The following is a 12,574-nucleotide window of genomic DNA, read 5'->3' on the forward strand; positions in this document are numbered from 1 at the left end:
CGTTTACACATTAATGCATCTATGATGAATGAAATTACCGCTATACATAAAAAAATGATGCCTATTGAAACTCTATTAGTAGTTGATGCAATGATAGGTCAAGATGCAATAAACATAGCACACCATTTCAACAAAAATGTATCCATAACCGGATTTATTATTACTAAAACAGATAGTGATGCAAGAGCTGGTATTGTATTATCTATGAAATATATTACAAAAAAACCAATTAAATTTATTAGTACTGGCGAGAAGTTGAATCAATTTGAAATATTTCATCCAGATAGAGTAGTAACTCGAATTCTCGGTATGGGAGATGTACTATCACTTATAGAAAATATTGAAAACAAAATTAACAAAAAAAACATGGAGAAATTAGCAAATACAATAAAAAATCGAAATAAATTTGATTATAACGATTTATTAATTCAAATGAAACAAATTAAAAAAGTAGGAAATATTACTTCCATATTAAGACAACTACCTACCGCTACAAATGCATTTAATAGCATTCAAAGTAATATGAACGAAAAGTTATTATTTCAAATGGAAACAATGATTTACTCTATGACTAAAGAAGAAAAACAACAACCAGAATTAATTAAAGGCTCAAGAAAGCGTCGTATTGCAAAAGGATCAGGCTTATCAATACAAGAAATAAACTTACTATTAAAACAATTTAATAACATCAAAAACATAATGAAAACTATTAAAAAAGGAGGTATTAAAAAAATAATGAAAAATATAAACAATATAATTGGTAAATAATAATTTTTGAAAAAAATAAAATACTTTATTCATAAACCTATTTTAAGTTATACTATTTTGAAAAGAACTATAACCATTAAAGCAAGATATAAAACTATGATAAAAATTCGTTTAACAAGAATAGGAGCTAAAAAATGCCCATTCTATCAAATAATAATTGCTGATAGTAGATGCCCAAGAAATGGCAAATTTATTGAAAAACTTGGATTTTTTAATCCAATTTCACCTCAAAACTGTAGTAATATATATATAAACTTCAATAGATTAGAATATTGGACGAAAAATGGTGCTAAAATATCTAATCGAGTTAAATATTTAATAAAAAAAGTTATACGCGAAGATACACCTAGAAGGAAATACTAAAAATAAATACAAAAAAAAGAAATCCTGATAATTTAATCATTGCACAATTTGGAATACCACATGGTATATTAGGATGGATTCGCATTTTTTCTTTTACAAAGAAAAAACAAAACATTTTTAACTATCATCCTTGGTATATAAATGAATCAGAAAAAATAGAAAAAGTTCATATTCAATTTTGGAAAAATAAAGAAAAATATTTTATTGTAAAAATAAAGGATGTTTCCAATCGCTCTGAAGCTAAAAAATTAACTAATATCTACATAACAATTAAAGAAAATATATTACCATTATTAAAAAATAATGAATATTACTGGAAAGATATAATTAATTGTACAATTTTTAATATGGAAAATAAAAAATTAGGAATAGTCATAAACTTAATTGAAACACCATCCAATGATATTCTTGTTATTAATAATAAATCTAAAAATAACATTAATAAGAAAAACATCTTAATACCTTTTATAAAAAACAAAGTTATAAAAATAGTAAACATTAATAAAAAAGTAATTATAGTAAATTGGAACTATACTTTTGAATGAAAATACCATAAATACAACAAAACCTTTAACTATAGCAATCATTAGTATTTTTCCAGAAATATTTCATGCTATTACAAATTATGGAATTACTAAAAAAGCTATTCAAAAAGAAATTATTAAAATTAATATTGTAAATCCTAGAAATTATACAAACAACAAATATAGAAATATTGATGATCGTCCTTACGGAGGGGGATCAGGTATGTTAATGGCGGCACAGCCATTAAAATTAGCTATTGAATACGCTAAATCTATATTAGGATACAATACAAAAACATTTTACTTATCACCTAAGGGGACTAAACTAAACCAAAAAAAAATTCTAATATTATCTAAAATGAAATGCTTTATTTTATTATGTGGTCGTTATAAAGGAATAGATGAAAGATTAATACGTAACAAAATAATAGATGAAGAAATATCTATCGGAGATTATATTCTTAGTGGGGGAGAATTACCTGCTATGGTTTTAATCGATGCACTGTGTCGGTTTATTCCTGGATCTTTAGGAAAAGAACAGTCTAGAAAAGATGATTCATTTTATAATGGATTATTAGAATGCCCTTATTATACTAGACCTAAAGTTTTTGATAATGTAAAAGTTCCAAATATCTTATTATCCGGTAACCACAAAAAAATAAAAATATGGAGATTAAAACAATCATTAGGACAAACTTGGATGAAGAGACCAGACTTATTGAATAAAATTATTCTTACAAAAGAAGAAAACGATTTATTAGAACAATTTAAAAAAGAAACGGTGAAACTAAAAGATAATAAAACCACTTAAATATAACAATATATCAGGAAAATATTATTGTGAATATTATTAAAACAATAGAAAAAGAACAAATAAAAAAAATTATCCCTTATTTTAAATCGGGAGACACGATAGAAGTTAAAGTTTGGATAGTAGAAGGATCTAAAAAGAGAACTCAACTATTTGAAGGAATAGTTATAGCTAGACGAAACAGACATTTCAATTTTTCATTCTGTGTACGAAAATTATCTAATGGAGATGCTATAGAACGAGTATTTCACGCTCACTCTCCTAATATTGAAGAAATAAATGTAAAGAAATATGGAGATGTTAAAAAATCAAAATTATATTATTTAAGAAAATTTACCGGAAAATCAGCTAAAGTAAAAGAACTATTAATAAAAAACAAAATTAAATCTGAATAAATATATTTATTACATATTTCACGAAATTTACGAAGTCATGCAGTCATACTTTTTATACTTTGACTGCATAATATTATTTATAAAAATTTATTAATAAATTTATCTACTACTTTAAATATGTTATAAAAAACCAATAAACTATATTTTTTACTATAATCTTATGAAGTTCCTCCTATCGTAATATTGTTCAATTTTATCGTAGGTTGACCTACACCTACTGGAATATTTTGTCCATTTTTTGAACATGTCCCTACACCCCCATCTATTAATAAATCATTTCCAACCATAGAAATGTTTTTCATAACATTACTTCCTGATCCAATTAACATTACATTTTTTATAGAATGAGAAACTTTCCCATTTTTTACTAAATATGCTTCAGATGTAGAAAATACAAAGTTCCCTGAAGTAATATCTACTTGTCCTCCACTAAAATTTAATGCATATATTCCATATTCTATACTATCAATAATATCTTCAGGACGTGAATCTCCAGATAACATATATGTATTTGTCATACGAGGAAGAGGTAAATGGGCATATGATTCTCTCCTACCATTTCCTGTTGGCTTAACCCCCATTAAATTTGAATTAAACTTATCTTGAATATAACTTTTTAAAATCCCATTTTGTATTAATACGTTGTATTTAGTAGGAACTCCTTCATCATCAATAGTTAACGATCCTCTTTTATTCTTTATAGTTCCATCGTCTACTACAGTACATAATTCTGAAGCAACTTTGCATCCAATTTTATTAGTAAATACTGATGTTCCCTGACGATTAAAATCTCCTTCTAATCCATGACCAACCGCTTCGTGTAATAAAATTCCAGGCCAACCAGGTCCTAATACTACAGGAAATGTTCCTGACGGGGCATCTTTAGCTGACAAATTCACTAAAGCAATTCGAACAGCTTCTTTAGCATAATGTTCAATTAAAGAAATACCATTAATATAATTTGTTAAAAAAAATGTATATCCGTCTCGACTACCTCCTCCACTAAAACCACGTTCACGTCTTCCCTTACTCTCTACTACCACACTAATTGAAAGTCGAACCAAAGGACGAATATCAGCAGCTAAATCACCATCTGTAGCAGCAACTAATATTTGATCATGTTCACCACTTAAAATAGAACTAACATTAATTACACGACTATCTATACTACGAGCAATAGAATTTATTTTATAAAGAATTTCTATTTTTTCCTTGGAACCAATACTTGCTAATGGACTATCCAGAGTGTATAGAGGCTCTCTCTTAACTTCTAACAGCGATTTAATACATATAGAAGAAGGATGAGTAATTAAAATACTACTCGCTAATTGAGAACTTTCCTGTAATATATTTAAATTAATATTATCTGAATAAGAAAAACCAGTACTCTCTCCAGATATAACCCTTACTCCAAATCCTTTGTTAATATTAAAAAGTCCTTCTTTAACAATATTATCTTCTAATATCCATGACTCATTACTACTAGATTGAAAATAGAAATCAGCATAATCTATTCTTCTTTCTGAGATATCACTTAAAATCTCAAAAAGATTCTGATGGGTAATTTTGTTTTCAGTTAATAAATGTTCAGTAACAGAATCCAGTATCATCACAACTCGCTTATTTTGATATTCAATACAAAAATGAAATACTTATATATAGAATCATGTCATTAACAATGATATTATATTGATTTACTCAAGTTTAATATATTAAATACATAAATTAAAAAACTTACTAACCAACTAAGGAATAGTGCATTATTAATAACAATTATTCCACTAATAATTTTACTATTTATACACGTAAATTAATTTAATATATACAGTTTGTACATATCTAGAAAATATATATCATTTTAATTCACATATAATATTTGTAATAAATATCTTATCATGTATAATTAAAAAAATTTACGTATATAAATAGTAACATACAATAATTTTAAGTTATATACATTACAAAACAACATAACTATTATATGAAATATCCAGTAAACATCCTAATAATTAATGGTCCTAATCTAAACTTGTTAGGAGAAAGAGAACCTGATATTTATGGAAGTATTACATTAGAAGAATTAATAAAAAAATTAAATAAAGAAGGAAAATTATTAAATGCAAAAATTAATCACATACAATCTAACTCAGAAAACGTATTAATCAATGAAATTCATAATTTAAGAAAGAAAATAGACTATATTATAATAAATGCAGGTGGTTTTACGCACACTAGTATAGCATTACGTGACGCACTAATCGGAGTCCGAATTCCTTTTATAGAAGTTCATATTTCTAATATTTATGCACGAGAAAGTTTTCGAGCACATTCATGGCTATCTGATGTTTCATCTGGAATTATTTGTGGACTAGGATTAGATGGATATTTTTGGGCTTTAAAAACAGCTGTAAAACGAATAAAACAATCAAGAAAGAAATAAAAATATTATTTTCATATCCTAGTTTTTAATTGATAAACTATTAACGTGGTATTTTATTAAAAAATTTATAAGCTATAGATAAAATGTAATATATAAAATAACTAATTTGTCAAATTCTTAAAATAAAATATATTGTTTATTAAAAATATAAAAAACGTGTTAATGTTTATAACAATTATTATAAAATTTAATATTGTATACTACTTTAGTTAAAATCAATTTACTCATCATTATATATGTTTAATTGACTTAATAAGTTCAAAATATCTCTTGGTAAAACACTATTCCATTCCATCCATATTCCTGTAATTGGATGTTTTAAACATAATTTACTTGCATGAAGTGCTTGTCTTGGAAATTTTTTAACTATTTCAAACATTTTTGAAGTAATACTCTTACAAAATTTATATTTGTTTCTATAAATGTTATCCCCAACTACAGGATGATTAATACTTAACATATGAACACGTATTTGATGAGTGCGACCTGTTTCTAACCTAACTATTATATGAGTACAATAAGAAAAACGTTTTACAATTCTATAATGCGTAATAGCTGATTTTCCTGTAATACTAGTAGTCATCATTGTTCTATGAAGAGGATGACGCTGAATAGATAAAAAAATACCCCCACCAGAAATAAGTTTACCATATACTACTGCTTCATATTGTCTAATAATTTTTCTAGATCTCATTGATTCAACTAAGTTGTTATAAGATGCAATATTTTTTGCAATAACCATTAAACCAGTAGTATTTTTGTCTAGTCTATGTACAATTCCACAACGGGGGACACTTAAAAAATTACTGTCTCTATATAATAATGCGTTTAATAAAGTTCCGTACTTATTCCCTGCTCCAGGATGAACAACTAAATTAGCTTGTTTATCAATTACTAAAATATCATTATCTTCATAAATAACATTAATATGAATATCTTGTGGAATATAAGCATGATGTAAATGTTTAACAACATTAATATTAATTTCATCTCTATGATATACGTTAATACTAGGCTTGTTACAAACCACTCCATTAATACTAATTTGGTTATTTAAAATCCATTTTTTTAAACAAGTTCGAGAATATTCGGAAAATAATTGTGACAATACTTTATCTAATCGTATCTTTAATTGACATGTACTAGGAATAATAATAGTAAATAGTATGATATTAATCATAAAATATCCAAAAAATAAATTATACGAAAATGAAATAATTCATTTTCGTATTTTAATGATAAAACACTATAAATAAAATATATTGTATTTATTAAATTAATATTATTACTTTAAATACATTATCATATAATAATAAAAAACTACATTTTTAATACTATATCGATATTTGTTCATAATGCTTTAAATGTGACAAAACTATGATTGTTTAACAAAGATCAAATATTATGAAATATTTTGTACTAATATAATTTAATTGCAATAATCGCAAAAAGTTTGGATAAAACAGTATTATGTAGTCTTAAAAATTTTAATATAACAGTGTCATAGTCCAATATATTTTAATTATCGTTTAAAAACTTAATTAATGTTTAAAAAAATGAAAAAATCAACTGATGAAGTAAAACAAATGTTTTTAAGCTTTTTTCAAGAAAAAAAACATAAAGTTCTGCCAGGTAGTTCACTAATTCCAACTAACGATGCTTCACTGTTATTTACTAATTCTGGAATGAATCAATTCAAGAATATATTATTAAAAGAAAATAAAGAGTTTAAATATACTCGAGTAGTCACCGTACAAAATTGCTTACGAACTGGAGGAAAGCATAATGATTTCAATAATGTAGGATATACATCTAAACATCACACATTTTTCAAAATGCTAGGAAATTTCAGTTTTGGGGACTATTTCAAAACAGAAGCTATTATGTATGCGTGGGAATTTCTTACATCAAAAAAATGGTTGCATTTACCAAAAGAAAAATTATGGATTACTGTATATAAAGACGATACAAAGTCATATGACATATGGAAAAATATTATTAATGTAAAAGAAGAAAGAATTATTAAAATAGGTGATAAAAAAAACCAAAAATACACGTCAGATAATTTTTGGCAAATGGGAAATACGGGACCATGTGGGCCATCTACAGAAATATTTTATGATCAAGGACATCATTTACCTGGAAAACCTCCAGGAAATAATACAGATACCGGAACTAGATTTATTGAAATTTGGAATATTGTATTTATGCAATTTAATAAGATAAACAATGAAAATATAACGAAATTATTTAGATCTTCTGTAGATACAGGTATGGGATTAGAGCGAATTGCATCAATTATGCAAAATGTAACTTCTAACTACGAAATCGACTTATTTCAACCACTAACAAATTTAATTGTAAAAATGAGTAACACTCAAAATTTTAATTACAAACACATATATGTAATTGCAGATCATATTCGAGCAAGTGCGTTTATTATATCTGAAAATGTAATTCCTAGTAATGAAAAACATGGTTATGTTCTTAGAAGAATTATTAGAAGAGCTATTAGACATGGACATCGTATTGGAATAAAAAAAATATTTCTTCATAAACTAATTCCTACTTTAATAAATTCAATAGGACAAGATTCACATATTTTACAAAAAAAACAAGATCAAATTGAAAATATATTAAAACTAGAAGAATCTAAGTTTGTTGAAACACTCGATAGAGGATTAATATTACTTCAATCAAAAATTCAAAAACTTAAAAGTAAAACGATTAGTGGACAATTAATATTTGAATTATATGATACATTCGGACTTCCTATGGATTTAACAATAGATATCTGCCGTAAAAAAAACATTACTGTAAACTTTGAAGAAATCAAAACAATAATGAAACATCAACAAAAAAAAGCAAAAAATAACACATTTCATAGAAAAGTAAATATAAACGATGACATCGTAACAAATAATGATATATCATCTAATTTTATAGGTTATAATGTTATAGAAGTACAATCATGCATTACTAGTATTGTTTGCAATAACACTTATTGTACAGCCATTAAAGAAAATGAATTAGGAATATTAATATTAGAACGTACACCTTTTTACGCAGAATTAGGAGGACAAATAGGAGATAGTGGAATCATTAAAAACATACATGGAAAATTCATAGTATATGATACTCAAAAATATAAAAATGCTATTGGGCATATAGGAAAGTTAATATCAGGAACTCTTAAAGTTAATGATGTAGTTAACGCTAAAATCGATAATAATAAAAGATCATTGATACAAGCCAATCATTCCGCTACTCATTTATTATATTCATCACTACGGACAATATTAGGAAATCACATCTTTCAGAAAGGTTCTTACATTACAGATCAATTTTTGCGATTCGATTTCTCTCATTACTCTTCTATAAACTTGACCGATATACATAAAATTGAAACTATGGTTAATACAAAAATTAATCATAATATTTTAATTAAAACAAATATCATGACATTAGAAGCAGCAAAAGAAAAAAATATAACATCTTTGTTTCATAATAAATATCATGATACAGTTCGAGTTCTTTCAATAAATGATTTTTCCATTGAACTATGCGGAGGTACACACGCCAACAGGACGGGAGACATTGGTTTATTTAAAATTATTTCCGAAAAAGGTATATCTTCTGGAGTGAGAAGAATTGAAGCAATAACTGGGAAAATAGCTTTGTCTAACATTCATACAAAAGAAAAAGAACTAGAAGATATTGCTATTATGCTAAAAACACACAACAAAAATATAACACGTCATATTCAAGTACTTTTATTAAATAATCGAAAATTAGAAAAAAAAATAAGTAAGATAAATGAACAAGAAATTTGTAATATAGTTAACAAACTTAGTAAAAAATTTATTTGTATTAAAGACGTAAAAACCATTATACATACATTTAAAAATGAAAATTCTAAAAAATTAAAAACTATAATAGATAAACTTAAAAATAAATTACAGTCCTGTATCATCATATTAATAAATATCTCTGACAATGCTGCAATAATAATTATTGGCATTACATCTGATATATCACAAAAAATTACTGCAAATAAGTTATTAAATACACTATTAAAAAATTTAGACGGTAAAGGCGGGGGAAAACCTTCTCTAGCCGAAGGGAGAATAAAAAATTTAATTTTTCTTAAAAAAGAACTAATTAATATAAAAAATTGGATTAAATCTAATTTATAAATTAGTTCTTAGTAATATTATATTTTAACATTCGTGTTTAACCTAATATTATAGGCATAACACTAATAATTTGGATAGAGGTTAACGAACTCTTTTTTAAAAGCTATTTAAGGAAAATACATGCTTATTCTAACTCGTCGAGTGGGCGAAACACTCATAATTGGGGATGAGATATCTGTAACAGTATTAGGTGTAAAAGGAAATCAAGTACGCATTGGCGTTAATGCTCCTAAAGAAATTTCAGTACATCGCGAAGAAATATATCAAAGAATTCAATCTGAAAAAAACCAAAAAGTCTAGTTTATAAAAATAACAGCATCTCTCCGATTTTTAAAGCGAGATGCTGTAATTTCAATCTTTTATATTTCAAAAGTTAAAGTTAAATATTATTTTTCCAATTAGTATCGCAATAACGAAAAATACTTTCGAAATTTCTATACAATATATCATCAATATGATAGTCTAATCAAAATTATAAATATTATTTTATAATAAAATCTTTAAAAAACTAAGACATAATTTTAGGTGAGGTGGCCGAGTGGTTGAAGGCACTCCCCTGCTAAGGTAGTATGCAATAATATTGCATCGAGGGTTCGAATCCCTCCCTCACCATACGAAAATTATATAGCATCCGTAGCTCAGTTGGATAGAGTACTCGGCTACGAACCGAGAGGTCGGAGGTTCAAATCCTTCCGGATGCAAATAAAAACTAAAAATCCAATCTTATCTATAATAATTCAATTTGTATGCTCTTATTTTTTAAAAAATTTGTTTTTAAAATATTTCTTATAAAATATTATAATTCAATTTTACAATATTTATATTCATTAAAAGAGGCCAATTTGATTCCGAAAATATTACACAAAATTCATTGGTTAAAATCTGATCCTAACATTATCAAAAACATATTAAGAGGTATTGAAAGGGAAACTTTGCGAGTAAACTTAAACGGAGCAATTTCTAACCATGATCATCCGTACAACATAGGATCAGCATTAACTCATAAATGGATCACTACTGACTTTTCTGAATCATTATTAGAGTTTATTACACCACCTACCAACAACATAAACTATTTGTTATACACTTTACGTGATATTCATAAATTTGTAAGTCACAATATTAACGAAGAATATTTATGGCCATTTAGTATGCCACCGTACACTGATTCTCATACACCCATCATGTTAGCAAAATATGGAAAATCTAATATTGGAAAAGTAAAAACGCTATATAGAACAGGATTAAAAAACAGATATGGTGCATTAATGAATATAATTTCTGGAGTACATTATAACTTTTCATTACCAATAAATTTTTGGAAGGAATGGCGAAAAAATAATAAAATTATCAAAAAAAATTATATTTCTGATGGATATTTATGTTTAATTAGAAATTTTTATCGCTTTGGATGGATTATTCCTTACTTGTTTGGTGCATCTCCAGCTATCGAATCATTCTTTGTTAAAAATAAAAAAACCAATGTGAAATTTAATAATAAAAATAACATGTTATATTTGCCCTGGTCTACTTCATTAAGATTAAGTCATCTCGGGCACACTAACAATTCAATTAAAAATTTAAATCTAACATTTAATTCTTTAAATAATTATATATCATCACTTAAATACGGTATACAAACACCATCTAAGGAATTTAAAAAACTAGGATTAATAGATTCTTTCGGAAATCCAAAACAAATTAATATTAACATATTACAAACAGAAAACGAATTGTATACTCATATTCGTCCTAAAAGAACATTAACGCCAAATGAAACTATACTAGATTCACTTAATAGAAAGGGAATTCAATACGTAGAAATACGATCGTTAGATGTTAATCCTTTTTCATGTATAGGAATTGAAAAATCACAAATATTATTATTAGATTTATTTCTAATTTGGTGTGTTATTGCAGATTCTCCTAAAATGACCAATCTAGATCTTCAACTTTTTTCTAAAAATTGGGATATAATAAGTCTTGAGGGAAGAAAACCAAAACAAAAAGTATATATCAATACATATAATCAACAAAAAACATTAGAATCAATAGGAAAATATTTGATAGAAAATTTTTTTTATATAGCAGAAATTCTAGACTATCCATCAAAAAGCGATAATTATCAAAACATATGTCAACAAATATTTTTATATTTTGATCATACAGATTTAACTTATTCTGAAAGAATCTTAAACAAATATATACTTTATGGAATCAATAATATAGGTATGAAAATAGCTATTGAGAATAAAAATAAATTAAATGCAATACCATTAAGACAACTTAACGAAAGTGATTTTATTAATGAAACATATCATTCTCATAAAATACAAAAAGAAATCGAATCCCATGATATGTTAAGTTCAAAAAAATTTTTCTAACTATAATACATATAATTATTATTAATTATTGTTAATTAATAATTTAAAAGCATAAAATACATATTATCTTGAGAATAACATTCTATTTCAATCATAATAACATTACTATGTACATGAACAACTAAAACAAAATATATTATAATGATATATAATAAAATAATGATAATTATCTTAAATAAATGTATATTTTACCTATTTAACAGATTAATATGTTTTGATAAACTATTATTTTTATGTTTTATTATAATAAAATGTTAGCCAAAACGCTGTTGATTCTTATTGCTATGCTAGCTACAGTATCTTCATCAAAAGATAAAATTCATACTCATCATTATAAAGATTTTCGTCATATCAAGCTATTAGCACAAAAAATTCATGCTAATGCACCTCACTCTTTTTATTGTGGATGTAAAATAACATGGACCAAAAAACAAGGTATCCCAAAATTAAAATCATGCGGATATCAAATTAGAAAAAATGAAAACAGAGCTAGTCGAATAGAATGGGAACACGTAGTGCCTGCATGGCAATTTGGGCACTTAAAAAAATGTTGGAAACAAGGAGGAAGAAAAAACTGCAATCATGATATACATTACATGAAAATAGAAACAGATCTTCATAACTTACAACCTGTTGTTGGAGAAATTAATGGGGATCGCAGTAATTTTATGTATGGAGAATTAAAAAAACAAA

At 25.6% G+C, this 12,574-nt stretch carries 11 protein-coding genes, 2 tRNA genes and 1 pseudogene; 12 read left to right on the forward strand and 2 right to left on the reverse strand.

Going from position 1 to position 12,574, the window contains the following annotated elements; translation table 11 throughout:
• From D9V73_RS02940 to rplS, 5 genes and pseudogenes are all read left to right on the forward strand, one after another.
• Window positions 1-768 (forward strand): annotated as a pseudogene (locus tag D9V73_RS02940) (signal recognition particle protein); the annotation flags it as partial.
• 96 nt (window positions 769-864) lie between these two features.
• Window positions 865-1,131, forward strand: coding sequence for a 30S ribosomal protein S16 (gene rpsP, locus D9V73_RS01825; RefSeq protein WP_158336777.1), 267 nt, complete (start codon window positions 865-867; stop codon window positions 1,129-1,131).
• A 38-nt stretch (window positions 1,132-1,169) separates the two neighbouring features.
• On the forward strand, window positions 1,170-1,676 hold the full coding sequence (rimM, locus tag D9V73_RS01830) for a ribosome maturation factor RimM (RefSeq protein ID WP_261979209.1): 507 nt from the start codon (window positions 1,170-1,172) through the stop codon (window positions 1,674-1,676).
• Entirely contained in the window at window positions 1,669-2,466 is a 798-nt protein-coding gene (trmD, locus tag D9V73_RS01835; RefSeq protein WP_261979146.1) for a tRNA (guanosine(37)-N1)-methyltransferase TrmD, read from the forward strand. The genes rimM and trmD overlap by 8 nt, the downstream gene beginning before the upstream one ends.
• A 26-nt stretch (window positions 2,467-2,492) precedes the next feature.
• Window positions 2,493-2,861: a 50S ribosomal protein L19 gene (rplS, locus tag D9V73_RS01840; protein WP_158336584.1), complete on the forward strand. Its 369-nt coding sequence runs from the start codon at window positions 2,493-2,495 to the stop codon at window positions 2,859-2,861.
• 158 nt (window positions 2,862-3,019) lie between these two features.
• Here rplS and tldD read toward each other — a convergent pair whose 3' ends face one another.
• Window positions 3,020-4,471 carry a metalloprotease TldD gene (gene tldD, locus D9V73_RS01845; RefSeq protein WP_158336585.1) on the reverse strand — a complete coding sequence of 484 codons (1,452 nt, stop codon included), beginning with the start codon at window positions 4,469-4,471 and terminating at the stop codon, window positions 3,020-3,022.
• 371 nt (window positions 4,472-4,842) lie between these two features.
• On the opposite strand from tldD, the gene aroQ reads away from it, so the two are divergent.
• A complete protein-coding gene (gene aroQ, locus D9V73_RS01850; RefSeq protein ID WP_158336586.1) occupies window positions 4,843-5,301 on the forward strand; it encodes a type II 3-dehydroquinate dehydratase in 459 nt (152 codons plus the stop codon).
• A gap of 220 nt (window positions 5,302-5,521) precedes the next feature.
• Here the strand turns inward: aroQ and rluD are convergent, their stop codons facing one another.
• Entirely contained in the window at window positions 5,522-6,481 is a 960-nt protein-coding gene (gene rluD, locus D9V73_RS01855; RefSeq protein ID WP_158336587.1) for a 23S rRNA pseudouridine(1911/1915/1917) synthase RluD, read from the reverse strand.
• A 376-nt stretch (window positions 6,482-6,857) separates the two neighbouring features.
• On the opposite strand from rluD, the gene alaS reads away from it, so the two are divergent.
• The 6 genes from alaS to D9V73_RS02945 form a co-directional block, all read left to right on the forward strand.
• On the forward strand, window positions 6,858-9,497 hold the full coding sequence (gene alaS / locus D9V73_RS01860) for an alanine--tRNA ligase (protein ID WP_187307818.1): 2,640 nt from the start codon (window positions 6,858-6,860) through the stop codon (window positions 9,495-9,497).
• A 120-nt stretch (window positions 9,498-9,617) separates the two neighbouring features.
• Window positions 9,618-9,797, forward strand: a complete 180-nt coding sequence (gene csrA / locus D9V73_RS01865) for a carbon storage regulator CsrA (RefSeq protein WP_158336589.1) — start codon at window positions 9,618-9,620, stop codon at window positions 9,795-9,797.
• 224 nt (window positions 9,798-10,021) lie between these two features.
• A tRNA-Ser gene (locus tag D9V73_RS01870) sits at window positions 10,022-10,109 on the forward strand.
• 15 nt (window positions 10,110-10,124) lie between these two features.
• Window positions 10,125-10,198: transfer RNA gene (locus D9V73_RS01875), tRNA-Arg, on the forward strand.
• 141 nt (window positions 10,199-10,339) lie between these two features.
• Complete coding sequence (gene gshA / locus D9V73_RS01880) at window positions 10,340-11,881, forward strand: glutamate--cysteine ligase (protein WP_261979147.1); 1,542 nt, start codon at window positions 10,340-10,342, stop codon at window positions 11,879-11,881.
• A 251-nt stretch (window positions 11,882-12,132) separates the two neighbouring features.
• Window positions 12,133-12,574 (forward strand): endonuclease (locus D9V73_RS02945; protein ID WP_410051762.1); only part of this gene is annotated, 442 nt, incomplete at its 3' end.

This window comes from Buchnera aphidicola (Melaphis rhois), from assembly GCF_005080745.1.
GTDB lineage: Bacteria > Pseudomonadota > Gammaproteobacteria > Enterobacterales > Enterobacteriaceae > Buchnera_B > Buchnera_B aphidicola_AT.